The sequence below is a fragment of the Psychrobacter sp. FME5 genome, from assembly GCF_014861375.1.
In the GTDB taxonomy this organism is placed as follows: Bacteria; Pseudomonadota; Gammaproteobacteria; order Pseudomonadales; family Moraxellaceae; genus Psychrobacter.
In genome coordinates this window covers 1-19,628 of the sequence record NZ_RRYX01000001.1, presented here as the reverse complement: position 1 = coordinate 19,628, position 19,628 = coordinate 1, and the positions used below count along the sequence as shown (strand labels likewise).

Annotated in this window: 17 protein-coding genes; 7 read left to right on the top strand and 10 right to left on the bottom strand. The window is 42.4% G+C overall.

Annotated features, from left to right (window positions below; genetic code table 11):
• Positions 1-87: 87 nt before the first annotated feature.
• Positions 88-1,482 (top strand): ABC1 kinase family protein, encoded by a 1,395-nt coding sequence (locus EI161_RS00085; RefSeq protein ID WP_192522433.1) that lies wholly within the window; start codon positions 88-90, stop codon positions 1,480-1,482.
• A gap of 73 nt (positions 1,483-1,555) precedes the next feature.
• Here EI161_RS00085 and EI161_RS00080 read toward each other — a convergent pair whose 3' ends face one another.
• Positions 1,556-2,236: a DUF938 domain-containing protein gene (locus EI161_RS00080; RefSeq protein WP_192522432.1), complete on the bottom strand. Its 681-nt coding sequence runs from the start codon at positions 2,234-2,236 to the stop codon at positions 1,556-1,558.
• Between the two features lie 105 nt (positions 2,237-2,341).
• Here EI161_RS00080 and EI161_RS00075 point away from each other — a divergent pair, with 105 nt between their 5' ends.
• Both EI161_RS00075 and EI161_RS00070 read left to right on the top strand, forming a co-directional pair.
• Positions 2,342-2,533, top strand: a complete 192-nt coding sequence (locus EI161_RS00075) for a DNA gyrase inhibitor YacG (RefSeq protein WP_192522431.1) — start codon at positions 2,342-2,344, stop codon at positions 2,531-2,533.
• 40 nt (positions 2,534-2,573) lie between these two features.
• Entirely contained in the window at positions 2,574-3,755 is a 1,182-nt protein-coding gene (locus tag EI161_RS00070; RefSeq protein WP_192522430.1) for an aspartate aminotransferase family protein, read from the top strand.
• A 102-nt stretch (positions 3,756-3,857) separates the two neighbouring features.
• Here EI161_RS00070 and EI161_RS00065 read toward each other — a convergent pair whose 3' ends face one another.
• The 6 genes from EI161_RS00065 to EI161_RS00040 form a co-directional block, all read right to left on the bottom strand.
• Complete coding sequence (locus EI161_RS00065; protein ID WP_192528717.1) at positions 3,858-4,757, bottom strand: LysR family transcriptional regulator; 900 nt, start codon at positions 4,755-4,757, stop codon at positions 3,858-3,860.
• A 234-nt stretch (positions 4,758-4,991) separates the two neighbouring features.
• Positions 4,992-7,004, bottom strand: coding sequence for a DNA polymerase III subunit gamma/tau (dnaX, locus tag EI161_RS00060; protein ID WP_192528716.1), 2,013 nt, complete (start codon positions 7,002-7,004; stop codon positions 4,992-4,994).
• 173 nt (positions 7,005-7,177) lie between these two features.
• Positions 7,178-8,437, bottom strand: coding sequence for a hypothetical protein (locus tag EI161_RS00055; protein ID WP_192522427.1), 1,260 nt, complete (start codon positions 8,435-8,437; stop codon positions 7,178-7,180).
• A gap of 125 nt (positions 8,438-8,562) precedes the next feature.
• Entirely contained in the window at positions 8,563-10,101 is a 1,539-nt protein-coding gene (gene lysS, locus EI161_RS00050) for a lysine--tRNA ligase (protein ID WP_192528715.1), read from the bottom strand.
• 140 nt (positions 10,102-10,241) lie between these two features.
• The gene (prfA, locus tag EI161_RS00045; protein WP_192522425.1) at positions 10,242-11,333 is read right to left on the bottom strand and encodes a peptide chain release factor 1; all 1,092 of its coding nucleotides are present in this window, start codon (positions 11,331-11,333) and stop codon (positions 10,242-10,244) included.
• A gap of 251 nt (positions 11,334-11,584) precedes the next feature.
• A complete protein-coding gene (locus EI161_RS00040; RefSeq protein ID WP_192522424.1) occupies positions 11,585-12,730 on the bottom strand; it encodes a beta-ketoacyl-ACP synthase III in 1,146 nt (381 codons plus the stop codon).
• Positions 12,731-13,083: 353 nt separating this feature from the next.
• Here EI161_RS00040 and pnuC point away from each other — a divergent pair, with 353 nt between their 5' ends.
• From pnuC to EI161_RS00025, 3 genes are all read left to right on the top strand, one after another.
• On the top strand, positions 13,084-13,836 hold the full coding sequence (pnuC, locus tag EI161_RS00035) for a nicotinamide riboside transporter PnuC (protein WP_192522423.1): 753 nt from the start codon (positions 13,084-13,086) through the stop codon (positions 13,834-13,836).
• Complete coding sequence (locus EI161_RS00030; protein WP_192522422.1) at positions 13,787-14,386, top strand: AAA family ATPase; 600 nt, start codon at positions 13,787-13,789, stop codon at positions 14,384-14,386. The genes pnuC and EI161_RS00030 overlap by 50 nt, the downstream gene beginning before the upstream one ends.
• An 81-nt stretch (positions 14,387-14,467) precedes the next feature.
• Positions 14,468-15,367: a DMT family transporter gene (locus tag EI161_RS00025; RefSeq protein ID WP_192522421.1), complete on the top strand. Its 900-nt coding sequence runs from the start codon at positions 14,468-14,470 to the stop codon at positions 15,365-15,367.
• A gap of 221 nt (positions 15,368-15,588) precedes the next feature.
• Here EI161_RS00025 and EI161_RS00020 read toward each other — a convergent pair whose 3' ends face one another.
• The 3 genes from EI161_RS00020 to EI161_RS00010 form a co-directional block, all read right to left on the bottom strand.
• Positions 15,589-16,737 carry a catalase family protein gene (locus EI161_RS00020; protein ID WP_192522420.1) on the bottom strand — a complete coding sequence of 383 codons (1,149 nt, stop codon included), beginning with the start codon at positions 16,735-16,737 and terminating at the stop codon, positions 15,589-15,591.
• A gap of 53 nt (positions 16,738-16,790) precedes the next feature.
• Positions 16,791-18,404, bottom strand: coding sequence for a Dyp-type peroxidase (locus EI161_RS00015; protein WP_225735145.1), 1,614 nt, complete (start codon positions 18,402-18,404; stop codon positions 16,791-16,793).
• A gap of 284 nt (positions 18,405-18,688) precedes the next feature.
• Positions 18,689-19,306, bottom strand: a complete 618-nt coding sequence (locus tag EI161_RS00010; RefSeq protein ID WP_225735144.1) for a hypothetical protein — start codon at positions 19,304-19,306, stop codon at positions 18,689-18,691.
• A 111-nt stretch (positions 19,307-19,417) separates the two neighbouring features.
• Between EI161_RS00010 and EI161_RS00005 the strand changes: the two genes are divergently transcribed.
• Positions 19,418-19,628 (top strand): transposase (locus tag EI161_RS00005; RefSeq protein ID WP_192528714.1); only part of this gene is annotated, 211 nt, incomplete at its 3' end.

Genomic DNA, 19,628 nt, shown 5'->3' with positions numbered 1-19,628 from the left:
ACAATTTTGTACCCGTGCATCACATCTCTCTTGTATTGTAGGTTTCGAACCCACAAATCAATACCAACCGGATGAATGATTATATTTATGGCAAATGATACGTCTAAACCTTCTAATAATAAGCAATCAATCGACAACTTAAAAACCTCAGGGTTTGAGCGTCGAATGTCGATTGCCAAAACGTCTTTAAATATTGGTCGCCGTTGGGCTGGTAATAGCGTGTCAGGCATGTTCTTAAATAAAGAAGCACGCACAGCACGTAACCAAGCGTTTATGGAAGCACAAGCAAATTATCTCGCAGAAGAGCTAGGTAAGCTAAAAGGTTCGGTTGTCAAAATTGGTCAAATGTTAGCGATTTATGGCGAACATATATTGCCACCAGAAATCACGCGTGCTTTGCAAACGCTGAACGATGATACGGCTACCTTATCATGGCCAACAATGGAACAAACCCTGCGCCAATTATTAGGTGAAAAGTTGAAAGAGTTAGACGTTGATACAATTCCTATCGGAACAGCGTCTCTTGCTCAAGTTCACCGCGCTACAGTAATTGCAACTGGCGAGCAAGTTGTGTTAAAAATTCAATATCCGGGTGTGGCTGATGCTATCAACTCTGACCTTGCGTTATTTAAGCAATTATTGAGAGTGAGCAATATTGTCCCGCAGACGCGTGCGCTCGACGCTTGGTTTGAGGAAATACGCGACCTACTCCATCATGAAGTCGATTACGAAGCAGAAGCCGCTACTACAGAACGTTTTTATGAGCGCTTAAGCAATGATCCACGTTATGTGGTGCCCAAAATCAACCGTACTTATTCAACAAAACGCCTACTCTGCATGTCTTATGAGCCAGGTATCAGTATCGTCTCTGACGCACTGCAATTATTGCCCCACGAGCGCCGTAATGCGATTGGCCAAGCGGCTATTGAAATCATGATGCAAGAAATTTTCGTGTGGGGTGAAATGCAAACGGACCCCAATTTTGGCAACTATTCGGTTCGTGTTAGTGACAACGAAGATAATACGGATAAATTAGTATTACTTGATTTTGGTGCTATCCGTCAGTTTGACGACAACCTATTGACCATTGCTCATGGATTATTAAAGGCTGGCTACCATCATGACCACCAAGCGATGATATTAGCTATGACTGGCTATGACTTCTTTGACGATATGAGTGATAAAGTACGTTCTGATATCGCTTCGTTATTCTTATTAGCGACTGAACCTTTTAGTGATCCAGCTACAAACCCCGATATCCCAGCTGAATGTTTGGATGAGCAGTATCGTTATATTTGGGCAAACAGTAAATTGCATGCTCGCCTTTCAACTGAGGCAACACAGGCTATGCAATCTTTTGAGTTTAATCTTCCGCCAAAAGAATTTATGTTTATTAGTCGAAAGTTTATCGGCGCATATACTTTTTTAACAGTTCTTGACACGCATACTGATTCTAATAAATTAGTTAAACTTTATTTATAGTATTAAAAGGTTGTGTAATTTTTGAACCGTCCTTTAGGGGCGGTTTTTTTAATTTTGATTTTATTCGCTTAGGCTATTTCTTATGGTCATCTGTCATATTAATCTGCCAATTATCGAACCTTGTTTTATAACCCTCTGGCTTACGCATATTAAGCTCCCAGCAGATCTCTCCCCTTGCTAGATACTTCACTTCAAAGTGCGTACGCTGACTGTCAGTTGACACCTGACCACGAGTATTTGGTAAGCACCATAGCTTGGTGGCTTGATGCTCTGCATTGTCCATATAGGCTTCGATATTGGTTACTAAGGTTATCTCGCCGCCTACTTTTAAGCGCGATAATAGAAACTCAAAAAATGGCATATTTAACCACTGCTGATTGGGATTATGCTGCTCAGGATTAGGATACAAAATAAATAACTTAGCCAGGATGTTGGGTGCAATGGCATGTACAATCCATGCAATCGCATCAGCATGGATTGCATTTAGGTTCGGTAAATTTTGTAACACCGCCAGTTTGGCGAAAGCGTCAAATTTATTGCGCGTACGTTCAATTGCAATCAAATGCTTATCAGGATTTTTTGCGGCAAAACTAAGCGCGTGCTTACCCTTCCCTGCACCAATTTCTAATATCAAAGGACTATTATTCTTATTCTTGTTAATTATGTTTGGCATAATAAAATCACGCGGTGCCGAAAGCTTCTCTGGTTGAAACGCACGCTGTTGCTGATGCGTAAGCTCGATATTATCAGTCATCTACTATCCTTAAGGTATTTGTCTTTTGCCATTATTCGGCCACATGCTATTATATAGTCAATTTACTGCTTTCGTTAATGATATTAGGATGCTTCCCCCCTTACTATGACTGAATCTACCCCGAACACTTCACCTAAGACTTATCCTTGTCCACGCTGCGGTACTCAGACCGCATGGCAGGACAATAAATATAAGCCATTTTGTAGTCATCATTGCAAACTTATTGATTTAGGCGCGTGGGCAAATGAAGACTACACTTTACCTGCAGAAACCACGCCTTTTTCTGACGAACTATAACCTCTTTCTTTATTAACTTATCATCTTAAGGATGTTTTATATGTCTGCTACTTACCTGATGCCCACTTATAGCCGCCAACCCATCAGCTTTACACGCGGTTCAGGCAGTTGGCTGTATACCCAAGATGATACCCCTTACTTAGATGCGCTGACCGGTATTGCCGTATGCGGACTAGGTCATTGCCACCCTCAAGTCACTGACGCTATTCAACAGCAGGCGGCTACTTTGGTGCATACCAGCAATCTATTTGGTATCGACTGGCAAGAGCGCGCTGGTGAAGCGTTGTGTAACGCAGCACAAATGGACAGTGTATTCTTTGCCAATAGTGGCGCGGAAGCAAACGAGGCGGCATTAAAATTGGCGCGCTTATATGCCAATCAGCAAGGGTTTAAACGCCCAAAAGTCATCGTGATGGAACAATCTTTCCACGGACGTACGCTATTATCGCTATCTGCCACTGCCAATCCTAAAGCGCGCGAAGGCTTTTACACCTTGGATGATGACTTTATCCGTGTGCCCTTTGGTGATATTGCCGCGATTAAGCAAGCAGCTCAAGACCATGATGAGATTTGCGCCATTTTTGTAGAGCCCATTCAAGGTGAAGGCGGTCTCAATACAGCAGCTAATGGTTTTACTTATCTAGAAGAGTTACAAGCAGAGTGTGATGCCCATAACTGGCTATTTATGCTTGATGAAGTACAGACAGGCAACGGCCGTACTGGTAAGTATTTCGCTTATCAACATAGCAATGCTCGCCCTGATGTATTGACGACCGCAAAAGGCTTAGGTAATGGTTTCCCAGTAGGTGCTTGCATGGTGCGCGGTCGCGCTAATGGTTTGTTCGGTGCCGGTAGTCATGGCTCAACTTATGGTGGCACGCCATTAGCCAGCCGTGTGGTCCATAGCGTCTATGAAGTGCTCACAAATAGCGATGTGATGGATAATGCAGTCACTGAAGGACAGTTTATTCGCGACAGCATGGTCGATGTGCTGGGACAATATGGCGTCAGTAGCCGCGGTGCTGGAATGATGATTGGGATTGCTTTGCCTAAAGAGTTGGATTGTAGCCAATTGGTTGATCGCGCCCGTGATGAGCAAAAACTGATTATTAACGTCACTGGTGGTCACGTCATTCGTTTATTGCCGCCGCTCAATATGAGCCGTGATGAAAGCGCACAAGTGGTTGAACGTTTGGTTGACTTATTGAAACCATCATTTTAAGCCGCTGATTCAATCCAAGCTTGAAAATAAAAAAGCCTATAGACATATTATCTATAGGCTTTTTTTCTGCTACCTTAAAAGTAAGATTAGGTAAAGCTAAACTTAATTGGCATGAAAGTATTTTTTTAATACTTCTAAGCAGCGCGTAATTTTCGCAGGCTGCTGTTCACGATTTAAGGTGACAGCATATAGTACGAAACTTGGCATCTGGTAGCCGGTCAAGACTTCTACTAAATTGCCAGATTCCAATTCTTTTTTGACATCCATTTCCATCATTCTAAGGATACCGTGACCTTCTTTGGCGATAGTCATTGCCATGAAGACGTTATTGGTATGGATACGTGAGTTCATTTTAATACGTGTTTTTTTACCCGTCTCAGTCTGAGTAAGCTCAATTTGATTGGCATCCTTCATAATATCAATACAAATCAGTTGATGGTCTGCCAAATCTTTGGGAGTTTCAATTTTCTTATGCTGACGCAAGTATTGTGGTGAAGCGACCAACATTTGACGTACATCCGATAACGGATGATTACTCAACGTTGAATCATTAATATTGGGACTCATACGTACCGCAATATCGATACGCTCATCAATCATATCAATATAATTATTGTCTGCGAAATAAGTAATACTTAGGTCGTCGTGCGCTGACATCCAAGTCGATAAAGCGGGCAAAATATGGTGCACGCCAAGCTCAGGTGTTGTCGCCACCCGTAAGCTACCAGCCAGCTCATCACGCAGTTGATTGACTTTGATTCGGCCTTGCTCAGCGGCGCTGACCACATCCTTTGCGGCTTCATAAAAACTTTCACCAGCTTCTGTTAAGCTCAACTTTCGAGTTGAGCGATGCAATAACACCACACCCAGCTCGTTTTCTAAAGAGCGAATTTGCTGACTGACTGCACTGGTGGTAATACCAAGCTCACGAGCTGAACCACTAAAAGAACCATGTCCGACCACACTGGCGAACACAGCCATACCGCGTAAATTATCCAACATACTTTCACCTAAGCTGCGTTTCATTTATTAATATAACTTAACCATTATAACGAATTTTGGACGTTCTCACAGTTAATAAAAACATCTCTTCCATCTGCGCCTATCACTTTAATTAGCAATAAAAACAAAAATATCAAGACGATAGACTAGCATCACCTTGATATTTTATATGAACATTGTTGCTAACAATTATACAGACTTTTAAGTTATATTAACAATGGTTTTTTTGATTGTTTAATATAACTGAACGTTACCCATTCTTCCTTCGCCGCGTTCAGTCAAATACTGCATCACGGGTGTATTGAGCAATTTTGACTCTGCCATAGTTTTGGCTTGTTCCAGTCGTTTCTTTTGACGGCGTTCAGGTGTTTTATCTTCAGCTTGCATGACGCTGCCATCGATTTGTAAGCTAATATCAGCCTGCGTGAATTGTTCTTGCAAAGTTGCAGCTAGCTGTTCGAAAGTTGCTTGCAAATGCTTGCTATCTACAGCAGTGACAAAGATAGCTTGACCATTACAGTTACCTGTCATCATACCTTGCCGTGCGAGTGCCAATTCATCTGAAGCCAAACTACCCGCCTCACGAGCCGTTTGTAACCAATAATCCCATTTCTCTGGTGTCCACTCACCTACCAATTCTTGCGGTGCACAGCGTAGCAAAGTACGTGGGTCATCAGGCTGCGATATTAACTGAGAATCATTTTCATCAGGCTCAACAACAGGTTCAGGCTCAACAACAGGTTCAGGCTCAACAACAGGTTCAGGCTCAACAACAGGTTCAGGCTCAACAACAGGTTCAGGCTCAACAACAGGTTCAGGCTCAACAACAGGTTCAGGAGTAACGCTATTGCTTAAAACCTCCGACTCATATTCTTGACTTACGCCCAGCTGCTCATCATTACCCTGTTGTTGATAATCAACATCGTAAGATTGTAATGGTGGCACTGAAGCTAAATGTGCATTCGAAAGCGATGTAACATTTGTAATGTTTTCAACCCTATCATTATCAACCCTATCATTATCAACCCTATCATTATCAACCCTATCATTATCAACATTGTCATTATCTGAGGTAGCACTACCACCTTCTATAACAGGCGTTTCTGAAGCTGATGCAGATCCAATAGAATGACTACTTAACACTTCATCGACAGGCAATGGGCGGAACGCTAATAAGCGTAAAATACACATCTCTAGCGCTTGCATCGGTGTACTAGCAAGTTTAACGCCTTCGCGCGCTTGTACCACAATCTCATAGTAGAGCTGCAATATATCGGGGCTAATATGCTGGGCAAGCGTATTAATATCTTGTGCCTGCGCCTCATTTACATTAAGAGCGACTTCAGGTAGCAACTGAGTTAATGCTAACTGGTGTAGTAATTCAGCCAGTCCATCAAACATGCTGGTCGCGTCAACCATTTGGGCGCGCATCTGTTCAATATGAGCAGCGACGGCAGATTTATCATGATTGTAGATATCGGTAATTAGACTGACCAAATCAGCAGCATCAATGAGACCAAGCATAGCGTTGACAGTAACATCATCCAACGCACCTTGACCAAAGGCGATAGCCTGATCGGTCAATGATAAAGCATCGCGTACTGAGCCTTTTGCCGCACTGGCCAACTGCCAAAGTGCAGGCTGCGTATAATCTACTTGCTCTTGGGTAAGGATGTTTGCCAAATGCTCGCTGAGTAATGTTTGCGGCAGCGGACGTAGCACGAACTGCAAACAGCGCGAGATGATAGTAATGGGCAGTTTTTGTGGATCAGTAGTAGCGAGTAAAAACTTAACATGCTCAGGCGGCTCTTCTAGCGTCTTGAGTAGCGCATTAAAGCTGTGCGTTGATAGCATATGCACTTCATCAATCAGGTAGACTTTATAACGCCCTTGGCTTGGCGCGTAAGGCACGTTATCTAGTAGCTCGCGTGTGTCTTCAACCTTGGTACGAGAGGCTGCATCAATCTCAATCAAGTCGATAAAACGACCTTGATCGATGGCCACGCAGTTATCACACACACCGCAAGGCGTACTGGTTATTCCAGTATCGCAGTTCAAACATTTGGACAAAATACGCGCAATCGTGGTCTTACCCACACCGCGCGTACCCGTAAACAGATAAGCATGATGCAGACGATTATAGTCAATCGCATTAATCAACGCCTGTGAGACGTGCGTTTGCCCAATCAACTCGTGAAAGTTTCTGGGACGGTATTTGCGCGCTAAAACTTGATATTGCTGCGTCATAGTAAATGCCAATATGAAAAATACAAATATAGGTAAAGCATCAGATCAGCGATCTATATTAGATTTGGATTATGTAGCCGGTTCAATATAGTTTGAATATAAGAAAGGCGAGTGAGCGTCCTACAAATAGTAGACTAAGCGAGCCTTACCGTATGCGTTTTATATAGAGTTGATTATAACTGGGCTTTAAGTTGCGCCAGCTGTTCGTATAAACGCTGGGTGTTTACATCTATAAGCGAGCCATTCTGATAAAAAGCATCCAGATGCACCTCAGTATTTACGCTATCGTCGCAAGGTCTAAACTCCACACCGATCAAAAACAAGTCATCCATTACGGGATCCTGCATCTGGGCGTTAAGTTCTAACAATAAATCTTGATGAGAAGCACGTACCTTGTCTGTGCTAAGTGGGCTATTTTCATCCTGCGCATAAAACACCATGAGATAGTGGCGTCCAAACACATTATAAGAATGCTCATGACAAACATAACCATTCCAGCGAGAATCTTGGTCCATGGTTTTATAAGCTAGGATTTTTTCAACCAAACAAGCGTAGGTATACATTGACTCATCTACCAAAATATCGACCTGCACTTTTGGTAGTGGTTGACCTGCTTCATAATAACTTTTGATCAAACTGTTAAATAGCTTGTACCACATCCGAGTGTTTTTTTGAATCTCAGCCATGAGTGCTTTGGCAAGTACTGCCTGATCAGGCTCTGCCGCTTTGAGCAAGCGTAGCTCAATCTGATCGATTAACTCATTATCGATCAATTGCTCTTGTACCCTAATCGCTCTTTGATGAAAGTCAGGTGACTGTAAAAACTGGATAAGCAACGTCGACTCGTCTTGGAACGTCTCAAACCCTGTCAATTGACGGCGATGAAACGCTAAAAATGCCGTCAAATCACTCGGCGTCACCAACTGTTCTATTATCTCAATAAAGTTTTGACGGCTAAATATTTGTAAAACACTTTGCTCATCATCCAAATCTAGCACACAGTCTTCGGCAAAAAACTGACTGCCATATTCATAACCGACCGTATAAGGCAATACTTCTGGAGCATCACCTTGATGCTTGATAGACAGTGACGTCAAACCGATAAAATATACCTCTTTATCGGTTGAGATTTTATTATCCGCCATCGATTTATCATTTTTTAGATAAAGCTGGGCATGATGCTTGATGAGTTGGTTGACAGTCTCTTTTCTCCACTCACGAATTTGAGTACTGTCTATTTTTTCCTTATCCGCTTGCATCACCACATCATTGACGATCAGATAAATAATGGCATTAGAAAACTCAAAAACAAAATCATAACCCTGAAAATGCTCAGGGTTACTTCTCTTATCTTCTGGTAACTCATACAAAGACAAAAAACTTTGCTGAACCATCTGCTGCCAAAGTGAGGGTGATGCTTGCTGAGTGTCCATAGTATCCCTATCCATTAAGTATCTATTAAATACCCATAAAACCTCATGAGTCTAAGCCGTTAAGTGTAAATGGCCTTCTTATGTTCAGTTTAGTGCCAGCAGGGATGTATGGCAAGCAGCTCGCTTTAACTCTCTAGTTTACGGCGCATGTGTGGAAATAAAATCACATCACGAATACTGGCAGAGTCGGTAAACAACATAACCAAACGGTCAATACCAATACCCTCTCCTGCTGTCGGCGGCAAGCCGTAAGATAACGCTTCTATATACTCTTCATCAAAATGCATGGCTTCATCATCACCAGCATCTTTTTCAGCAACTTGCCCACGGAAGCGTTCTGCCTGATCCGCTGGATCATTGAGCTCACTAAAGCCATTGGCCAATTCACGACCACCGATAAATAGCTCGAAACGATCGGTAATCTCAGGATTGTCATCGCTACGACGTGCGAGTGGTGAGGTTTCAGCTGGATATTCAGTAATAAAGGTTGGCTGACGTAATTGATGCTCAGCGGTTTCTTCAAAGATAATAGTCTGCAATTTACCCACACCAAACACGTCTTTTACTTGTTGCTTAAGCGTCGTCGATGCATACTCTGCTAGGTATTCACGGTCATTGATACGTGCCATATCGAAGTTTTCAGCATATTTTGCAATGGCATCAGACATAGATAGGCGTATAAATGGTGCTTTTAAGCTGATAGCTTCTTCTTGATAAGTAATCTCAGTCGTACCCAAAATATCCAACGCTAATTCATTAAACAAACGCTCAGTCAAATTCATCAAATCATGATAATCAGCATAAGCTTGATAAAACTCAATCATGGTGAACTCAGGGTTGTGACGGGTTGACACACCTTCATTGCGGAAACTACGGTTAATCTCAAATACTTTTTCAAAACCACCAACGACTAAGCGTTTGAGATAAAGCTCAGGGGCGATACGCAGATACAACGGCATATCTAGCGCATTATGATGGGTCACAAATGGACGTGCCACCGCACCACCTGGGATAGGATGCATCATTGGCGTTTCAACTTCCATGAAACGTTCGTTCAACATAAACTTGCGAATACCGCTGACCACTTGGCTGCGAATCATAAACGTATCGCGGGTTGTTTCATTGGTCATCAAATCAAGATGACGATTGCGATAGCGCGCTTCCACGTCGGCTAGGCCATGAAACTTATTTGGCATTGGACGTAGCGCTTTAGTTAGTAGATGAAACTCTTCAATATGCACATACAAATCGCCTTTTCCTGAGCGACCGATATAGCCTGACACACCAACGATATCACCTAAATCTAGTGACTTAATACTCGCACGCGTCTCATCATCAAGCTCTTTACGTGCCACATATAATTGGATACGGCCTGTCATATCTTGGATAACAATAAATGCACCACGGTTGAGCATCACCCGACCAGCGACATTGACCTGTGTTTTCTCGCCTTTAGCATCATTGTCAGCGATTTCTTGTTTTGAGATCCCCTCAAAAGCAGTTTGCAAATCTTGGGCATAGTCGGTGCGTTTAAAGGTGTTGGGATAAGGCTGTTTACCTGAAGCAGTGATATCATCTAGCTTAGCTTGTAATTGTGCAATCAGCTCATTAGCGTCTTCTGGAACTTGCTCTTGGTTCTGATTTTGATTATTGGGCTTTGACATAACACTCTCAAACTTATTAGGTAATTAATGGAATTAACGAAAACTATAAACTTAAAATAAAAAATTCAAATAAAGCATTTAAAATAAAGCTGAACAACTCTGTTATATTTTTCATACTGAAGAAAATAACAACACTTATATCAATCACCGCCGCCAATACTGGCCATCAAGTCTGCCTGATGTTCACGTAACAGCGCATCAAGGATTTCATCCAAGTCACCTTCCATAATAGAATCAAGCTTGTATAAAGTCAGGTTAATACGATGGTCGGTCATACGTCCTTGCGGGAAGTTATAAGTGCGAATACGCTCTGAGCGATCGCCACTGCCGACCAAGTCGCGACGTATTGAATCCGCTACATCGACCTGCGCTTGTACCTTGACTTGTTGAATTTTGGAGACCAACATTTTCATCGCATGGGCGCGGTTTTTGTGCTGGCTGCGTTCTTGTTGACACTCTACCACGGTACCCGTTGGAATATGTGTTAAGCGTACAGCTGAGTCGGTGGTGTTAACGTGCTGACCACCGGCGCCACTTGAGCGAAAGGTATCCATTTTAATATCGGCAGGATTGATATCGACCGTATCATCAATCTCAACCTCTGGCATGACCGCAACGGTACAAGCTGAGGTATGGACACGGCCTTGGCTTTCGGTTTCAGGGACCCGCTGTACGCGGTGAGCACCAGACTCAAACTTTAAGCGACCATAAACACTATTACCAGATACACGAGTAATAATTTCTTTATAGCCGCCATGCTCGCCTTCATTGGCTGACAGGATATCTACCGTCCAGCCTTGGTTTTGGGCATACTTTTGATACATACGGAACAGATCACCCGAGAAAATCGCCGCCTCATCACCGCCCGTTCCCGCTCTAATCTCCAAGAATGCTGGTACTTTATCATTGGGATCTTTTGGCAGCATCATGACGTTGAGTGCCTCTTCCATTTCGACAATGGTATCATGTGCGCTCTCGATTTCATCCTGCATCATCTCTTTCATGTCAGGATCTGTCGCATCAGCTAGCATCGCTTCTGCATCCGCTTGATCCGTCTCTGCGCGCACATAGTTTTGCCATAAAGTAGTGATTTCCATCAAATCGCTGTGCTCAACGGACAGTTCACGAAATTTATTATTATCGCTGATGACACTCGGGTCTGATAATAAGGCGGTGACCTCTTCATAACGGTCTACCATCTGGTCTAAACGCAGTCGTAAGGATTCTTTCATAAAAGGACTTTTAATTGAATAATTGAAATAAGACCGTGATTATAGCAAATTTTTACTATGAAATTAAAACCTCTCAGCAATCTTGCCAATATATGGACAAACATTTTTGTTGTTTCTATGATATTGGCGCTTTTTTCTTATAGTTTGGGTGGAAAAATAAACTCTGCTTAAAAATTGAAAACAAAAAAATAGCCAAGAGTGTTCTTGGCTATTTTGATAATAATGACAGCTTTAGGGTAAGGTTTAAAAAACTAAACTTTACGAACCAATACTGATCCAATTGAATAACCGGCGCCAAATGAGCAAATCACGCCCAAATCACCGGAGGCAAGCTCATCTTTATAGCGATGGAATACAATCATCGGACTGGCTGAGCTAGTATTGGCAAACTCTGCAATGACGCTTGGGACAATCGATTTGTCTGCTTCTTTACCGATAACCGTACGCAAAATTAGATCCAGCATGTTGGCATTAGCTTGGTGTAGCCACATCATTTTCACATCAGACGTTGCTATGTCGTTTTCTTGCAAATGCTCAGAGATAACCTCTGAAACCTTCGGGCAAACCTCACGGAATACTTTACGGCCATTTTGTAAAAACAGCTTATCAGTCACAGGCTCTTTAAGGTCTGGATACATCTCTGTCTGTGCTGCTAGGAACTCTGAGCGATCCATAAAGCCATATTCGTTTTTGATGTTGGTCGAAAACTGAGTGAACAGCTTCGAATTCAAAATCTCATAGCCTCTTGGCGTATCTAAATCTTCGACGATAGAAGCAGTGGCGACGTCACCAAAAATAAAGTGGCTGTCACGGTTACGCCAGTTTAGATGCGCTGAGGTAATCTCAACGTTGACCACAGCGACGCGCTTAGCAAGGCCAGAAACGATAGAGCCATGCGCTTGCGATAAACCGAAAGTCGCGGCACTACAAGCGACGTTCATATCATAAGCAAAGCCGCCCACCATACCGATCTCATTTTGAATCTCGATCGAAACCGCAGGGTAAGTACGCTGAAAGTTTGAGCAGGCAAGGATGATACCATCCAAATCATTGGCCTCAAGTCCAGCGTCTGCCAGTGCGTCTTTAAGCGCGGCAGCACCCATCTCAGCCATGATAGACAGCTCTTCGCCCAAATTACGATAAGCAATCACGGGTGCCATGATTTCAGGGTCTAAAATACCGTCTTTTTCCATCACATAACGTGATTTAATACCAGATACTTTTTCGATAAACGCTGCTGATGAAGGCTCAAGCGCGGTAACCGTTCCTGCTTCGATGTCGTCGGCATGTTTGGTATTATAATTATCAACATACTGGTTAAATGACTCTACTAGCTCTTCATTACTGATGCTATAAGGGGGAATATACAGGCCGGTGCCTGTGATACAAGTCGTCATGATAAGCTTCCTTGTCTACTACAATATAAGGCTTGGGATAAGCATAAAGGTGAAAAACAACAGTTGTTTGATTTCAGTGAATAACTGTAAACTTAAAATCAGTGCCTTTATTATGCCTGAATATTATTATTTTTCTAATACTTTGTTACAAATAATCAGCTTCTTATCAGGAATAGGTAAAGATTGGCTTTATTTTACGACAGCTGCGCTATAATTAGCGCAATTTAAACGATAGTCGGTTCAGAGTAAAAGTGAGACGATTGTAATAACCTGCTATCAACGATACTTGCCCTGATCTATTAGAAATCTCAAAATCAACGAAACATAATAAACGCTCATATTTGGTAATGCTAATGGTAGAACTTCTTAATTGGTTATTTGGACAATACGCCGACTACCCCACACTATTTATAGTGCTTGAATTGATGGCGGTTGTATTTGGGGTTACTAGTGTCATGCTCGCCAGCAGAACCAATATCTTGGTCTTTCCTGTCGGACTGGTAAGTACTGCTATATTTGTCTACTTGCTGTGGAAGTGGCAGCTGTTTGGTGATATGTTCATCAACGCTTATTACACGGTCATGAGCATCTATGGTTGGATCAACTGGACGCAGAATAAAGAGCGCACACAGTATCAAGATCATATAAACCCAACCAGCCAGCAGCATGATAGCGGCTCAGAAAATAATAATACTCAAAATACCATTGAAGTGGAACATTTAAGCAAAAAAGACCTGCCTATATTGGCATTACTGGCCACTACAACTGCGGCTTTTGTGGCGTTGATCTATTATTTTAGACCGGTGATTAATAATAACTTTAGCTTTGATGGTGCCGTATTAGGTCTGCATTTATTTACCTGGGTGGATTATACCGACATGCTGACTACAGCGCTGTTTTTGATGGCAATGTGGCTGATGGCGCGGCGCAAGATTGAACACTGGCTATTATGGATCATCGCCGATGCTATCTCCGTACCGCTATACTTTTATAAAGGTTTAACCTTTACCGCGCTACAATACGTCGTCTTCACTCTCATCGCAATTTGGGCATATTATGAATGGCAACGACGCTACCGTATGCAACCTAAAGCAGCATACGCCTAAATCCGTCATTAACGTCGCTATACTGGGGGCAGAGAGTACGGGTAAGACCACCTTGTGCCGCGATTTAGCAGCGCACTTTGGGTCTCCTTGGGTGCCAGAATATATGCGTACGTACTTGCAAGCGAAATGGGATAAACAGCAACTTACTTGTACCTGGGATGATTTATTACCTATCGCCCAAGGTCAGATTGAGTTAGAGAATAAGCTCGCCGAACAAGCCGCCCAAACACCAGATAACGCCCACTATTTATTCTGTGATACCAGCCTGTTTGAGCTGATGATTTATGCCAATTGGTATTATGGCGATTGTCCTGAAGCGCTTACCAAAGCAGCATTGGCGCACCATTATGATTTGATACTATTGACCGAGGTGGATATCCCGTGGGTCGCTGATGATTTGCGTGATAGCCCACATCAGCGTGAAGAGATAAGTGCTTATTTTGCCAGTCAGCTACACACCCACCAAAAGCCTTTTCGATATATTGCCGGTGATAGAGATGAACGAGTTCGACAGGTAGTAAAGTGGCTAGAGTTAAGAGCTTTGGAGTAAACGTTTTTAATTAAATAACCATACTTAGGCTATTATTGATAATTAAGCACAAAAACTCTATGAATGATTGTAGGATTTATTTTGAAAGTCATCTTGTACACGACGACAGCTTTAATAGCGTTTGCCGCCAACTCATTGCTTTGTAGGATGGCATTAGCAGAAGGCTATATTGATGCTTGGAACTTCACAGCGATTCGATTATTAAGTGGTGCAGCATGCCTCGGACTTATCATGGCGATGCAGGCGCACTATTTAAAAAAGACCGCTTTAAAACAAAACGGCAGTATTGCTGACACTATTTTAAACGATAAAGGCAGTTGGCTTAGTAGCATAAGCTTAGTGATTTATGCGCTGTGTCTTTCAGTGGCTTACCTAGAGCTTGATACTGGAACTGGCGCACTTATTTTATTTTCAGCGGTGCAGCTGACGATGATTGGCTGGGGGATTTATAATAAAGAGCATTTAAATACTCTGCAATGGACAGCTCTATTGATAGCTTTCGCAGGTTTTATCTACTTGATGTTGCCATCAGCTACCACACCCTCTTTATTTGGCGCGTTAATGATGGCAATAAGCGGTGCTGCTTGGGGTGTTTATAGCATCCGTGGTAAAGCGTGCATATCGCCATTACGAGCTACAGGCTTTAACTTTATAAAAAGCCTAACCGTTATCCCTATACTGTTATTATTAGGCATGAATGAGCTCAACAGCATCAGGATTGAAGGGCTATTACTAGCTTCCGCTTCAGGAGCCTTAACTTCTGGACTCGGTTACAGTATTTGGTATATGGCACTACCCTTATTAAAAAGCACCCAAGCGGCAGTCGTCCAGCTATGCGTACCTGTGTTAGCGGCTGTCTTAGGTATGGTGTTTTTATCTGAGCCATTGACACTACCGTTCGTTATCGCAAGCGTGGTGATTTTAGGGGCGGTATTGGTGTTTATTTTAAATAAAGAAATGCCAAAACCCTTAACGTCATAGACAATATACGGCTGATCAAACTTCAGCGTTTGATATATAGTCAGTGAAAAGTAAAATCGATACATCACGTACTGCTGGTATAGTTTTTCCTTGCTTGCTGTGCCTACGCAGACAGAGGCTGCAAAAAAACTATACCCGCAGTATCGTAGCGTTTTTAAAGTATTTTAACTATATATGTAGAACTGAAACACCCTAGTCAATACAAAATCCTGAACATCTATTTAAAAAAATGATTTATCAAAGGTTTCTTTTAGACTTTTAGGCTCTTGGCGTTTGACGTCATTGAGTTTATGGCGTGTCTCTGAGGCTATCTGATAAGCTTTTAATCGCGATTGCTGTAGATTGCCAATCGGACGGTTTTCTTCTAAACAACGAAATGGCGTAAAAGATAGGTTTTCCATAACCTCAAAATTGCCATCATCAGGTACATCTTGACAAGGAATCGTGAGCGTTGCCACTGTCACAAAAGGCGTATCAGACGCTTTCCATTCAGTAGTGAGCTCTTCAATCGGCTGCTTTTTAAGGTTACGACAAAGCTGGATCTGCACCTCAAACTGATAATCGTGCTCACGTATCTCATCGATAATCAGCGGACCAATCGCTTCTTCTTTGGCAGCGATATCTACTTCGCGACGGGTGATCTTTTTAGCCGATGCCGTTGTCGGTGTCACTCTTATTTTAGCCATATAGTCGCCATGACGTACCACGCCTTGCGAATGGAAATCATAAAGCAAAGTATTTTTTGGCTCAATTGTCGTAAACCCGCCCAATGCTTTAAAGGTTTTTAATGACTCTTTGCTTGGCAGAGTTGAGCCATAGTTGGTCAACCAGTTAAACGCTAATTTTGCTTTGCCGACTGCGCCTTGTTTAGCATATTTAGGTATCTCTAAAAATAGCTTAGAGATATAAGCGTAGTCTTCGATTCTATTGCAAAAGAATACCGGATGATTGATTAAGTTAAAGTCAAAATTAGGGCTATCCTCTTCACCAGGCGCTAATTTCTCACCGGGTACGTCGAACACCTTAATGGCTAGACCTTGTGCTAAGCCAAGTTCTCGATCGGCTGACACGCGAGAGGCGCCATTGGAGAAGCGAATAACCGCATCATGAATACCTGATGTGGCATAAAAACCTTGGGCATACTCGGCAGGAATATTGTCCAAAATCTCAAATTTCGCTTTCAGTGCGCAATAACCTTTGGCATGGGCATCGCGGGTATGATAGTCGATGCCACTAGCTTCATCACTTTTAGCAATATAGTTTTTAATATCGTCAGTAATGGTACGAATATTACGCTCATCCTGCTCTGATAACTGAATATACTTATTATCGTATGGCACATATTTAGGTTTAAATAGTTTCTTTAACATGGTTTTTTCGCCCTTTTTTATAAGTAGATATGCATTTTTTATTATTTATTTTTTTAGGATAATTCACTAATCCATTTCAACGCCGACAAACTTGGGATAAATAAATATTCACCACCGTACAAGGTATTAAAGGTTTCGATACCATGATAGCGCTGACGAATTGGCTCGGCAGGAACGGTAAAAGTATCGGCAGCCGCGTCTTTATCGCCATGATGGACGCCAAGCATAGGGTCTTTTTCTTCGCCTAAACTCATAAAGTTACCATCATTGATCCATTGAGATTGCAAAAATTCAACCGTTTCCATAGCATGGGCATTGATACCAATAAAGAACAAGCCACGCTCTTTGCCATCCTCTTCGGTGACATCAGCTGGTAACACCTCACCGAAGCCCACACTACGTCTGACAATTCGGTGGATACGCACATCAGATAAAATAAAGTCCTTGCTGTCTCGTGGGTTCATACGTCTAGTATGCGCACCAAACGGGCATTTTTTGCCATATGGGTCGTCTTTATAGCCAAAATCATTATTCCGGTTTGGGTCATCGCCCAGCGCCTCATCATCATAATCAGGCGACAATACTAAAGGTGCACCTGAACGCCAACGCCCCCACATTTTCGCGCCCAGTAACTCAGCTGCTTCATCACTTGCGCTGTTGTCTTTTAAAAATTTATTAAAAGCGGCAACATGACTGTTATAAGCCCTTAATACCATAAACGAGCCGTTTTTACCCAAAACTTCAGGCTGCGGCATAGGCGGTATCGTACCCGCTTCACCTTTATAGCCCAGTACAAACTCGCCCGCTGCAATGGCGTCATCCGTGTTGCTTGGTGGTGTCTGAATACCGCTGCCTTTGATTTCTGGATTACTAATACCATCACGATAACCAAAGACATTTTTGACATTATTATCAGAGCCAAAATCATGCTCCATTAGGATTTCAATGTCACCACTGGCAGGATCGTCTTTATTGATATGTGACTTAATATTGTCTTTTAGCTCGCTAAGCTTTACTTGCCATTTGTCTTTGCTATCTGCGATGATGGCTGCGCAAACATGAACATCGCCTTGTTCACCAAACGGTGCTGCCCAATTTTGTGGTGCGTTCACGCCATTATCACGCAGTTTATCAGCCCGTCCTGCCATACCTGCTTTAAAAGAGTCTGGAAAGCTATCTAACGAGGATTGCGGTACATCCAACGCCTCTAGACCGGCATAAGTCATGACCACAGATAGCGTGGCTTCCATATCTTTATGCCATTCTTTACTACCAGTGACATCAGCCAAAACTTGCGCGAGCATTTGTCGCCCAACTTTAGCATTATTAATTTTAAGCGCAACGACCGTCCCAAAATAAGGCGTCGGACGATCTCGTAAAATAATGGATTGGATGTCTTCTAATTCCATGCTCACTAAATTAGGATTGAACACCCCGCGCGCTTTATGAGTCAATGTTTCAATACCATCACCGACTTCTTTTTTGATATCTTGTAACCAAGATTCAAACTTACTGTCCTCGATACGATTGCCAAACTCATCTTTTAAGTCATGCAGTTTATCCCCCAAACTATTGTTAGATTTATTTTCTTGCTGAGGGTTATTTTGGTGGTCATTGCTTTGAGTGCTGTCGTTTTTCTTATCATTATTAGAAGTATTTGTACTCATTATTCAACCTATTTTTATAGTTATATTGATTTATGCCGCCCTTATTCTCTATATAGCTGATACTGAATAAAATAGATACACGATACTATGCTGCGTGACTGGTACAAATTTTTCTTGCTTGCTGTGCCTACGCCGACAGAGGCTACAAAAAATTTATTCCAGCCCCGCTGTATCTCTTTTATATTGAACTAACTATCTCACCCAGCCCATTTTAAAAGGGTGATATAGATAGCAGCTTATCTATAGCTGCTTATTAATAACAGCATACTGGTTCACAGCTGACGTTAAGACTGTGCTTCGTCTAAGGCTTTATTGATACCTTTGACAATACGATCTTGGCGGCGGATATCTTGAATGGTTAGATGTGGTACACCGACATACCAACCGGCTGCTGTAATTTGATGGTCTAAAATAAATTGCTTAACACTGGGGTCTTTAATACCAGGCCAGCCTTTGACACTACCAAACAAGATATCCATTAGCTCAGGAATTTTGGTCGCAAAGTCGTCGATATAAGGGTCCCAATCGCCATCATAAGCGGTACAAAACAACACTCTAGTGTCATCATCTAAAAATACAAAGCGTAAGTCGTGTAGCGTACCAACTCGCGTTGCCCCTTCTAAATTACCACCAGCGATTTCCAAAACTTTTCTTAAACGCTCAGCACCGCCCTCTTTCAGAGGTGCAATAACCGTCAGCTCTGAAACTTTACCCGATTTAAGCCCTTTTTCACCGGCAGTGCTTGTCGAATGATCATAGCCATCATCGCCGCCTTCTTTTAAATTGGCGACCAACAGCTCAGCCCGTAGCTTAAAATCATCAATAGACTCAGTAATTTTATCTTTTAGGTCTTCAGAGTTATCGATGATATGCTTTCTTTTATTTTTAGCACTATTACTCATAGTTTCTGCCCTTATAGTTAGGGCGTGTTGAACATTGGCGACAAATTGATGGCAAAAAAAATAGCGAACGGTTAATCTTTAAGTTCTCACACAAAAAAGATATCGTTCGCTATGCCTCGCACAATGCTCAAAGATGAACACTGGACAAGACTAAGACCTATCTTACTAGAGTTGAATATCTATGACAAAGGAAATCTTAGAAATACGGTTGAAGGTGTGTTGTATCGGATGCGCGTTGGTTGCCCTTGGCGTGACTTACCAGCGTACTTTGGCAAGCCCAATACCATCTATAAAGCTTACCAGCGCTGGTCTCGCAGTAATA

Excerpts from the sequence above, each read along its gene's own strand:
- EI161_RS00085 (WP_192522433.1), top strand. The coding sequence starts at position 88 with ATGGCAAATGATACGTCTAAACCTTCTAATAATAAGCAATCAATCGAC.
- EI161_RS00080 (WP_192522432.1), bottom strand. The coding sequence starts at position 2,236 with ATGACTGATAATATCGAGCTTACGCATCAGCAACAGCGTGCGTTTCAA.
- EI161_RS00075 (WP_192522431.1), top strand. The coding sequence starts at position 2,342 with ATGACTGAATCTACCCCGAACACTTCACCTAAGACTTATCCTTGTCCA.
- EI161_RS00070 (WP_192522430.1), top strand. The coding sequence starts at position 2,574 with ATGTCTGCTACTTACCTGATGCCCACTTATAGCCGCCAACCCATCAGC.
- EI161_RS00065 (WP_192528717.1), bottom strand. The coding sequence starts at position 4,757 with ATGTTGGATAATTTACGCGGTATGGCTGTGTTCGCCAGTGTGGTCGGA.
- dnaX (WP_192528716.1), bottom strand. The coding sequence starts at position 7,004 with ATGACGCAGCAATATCAAGTTTTAGCGCGCAAATACCGTCCCAGAAAC.
- EI161_RS00055 (WP_192522427.1), bottom strand. The coding sequence starts at position 8,437 with ATGGACACTCAGCAAGCATCACCCTCACTTTGGCAGCAGATGGTTCAG.
- lysS (WP_192528715.1), bottom strand. The coding sequence starts at position 10,101 with ATGTCAAAGCCCAATAATCAAAATCAGAACCAAGAGCAAGTTCCAGAA.
- prfA (WP_192522425.1), bottom strand. The coding sequence starts at position 11,333 with ATGAAAGAATCCTTACGACTGCGTTTAGACCAGATGGTAGACCGTTAT.
- EI161_RS00040 (WP_192522424.1), bottom strand. The coding sequence starts at position 12,730 with ATGACGACTTGTATCACAGGCACCGGCCTGTATATTCCCCCTTATAGC.
- pnuC (WP_192522423.1), top strand. The coding sequence starts at position 13,084 with ATGGTAGAACTTCTTAATTGGTTATTTGGACAATACGCCGACTACCCC.
- EI161_RS00030 (WP_192522422.1), top strand. The coding sequence starts at position 13,787 with ATGAATGGCAACGACGCTACCGTATGCAACCTAAAGCAGCATACGCCT.
- EI161_RS00020 (WP_192522420.1), bottom strand. The coding sequence starts at position 16,737 with ATGTTAAAGAAACTATTTAAACCTAAATATGTGCCATACGATAATAAG.
- EI161_RS00015 (WP_225735145.1), bottom strand. The coding sequence starts at position 18,404 with ATGAGTACAAATACTTCTAATAATGATAAGAAAAACGACAGCACTCAA.
- EI161_RS00010 (WP_225735144.1), bottom strand. The coding sequence starts at position 19,306 with ATGAGTAATAGTGCTAAAAATAAAAGAAAGCATATCATCGATAACTCT.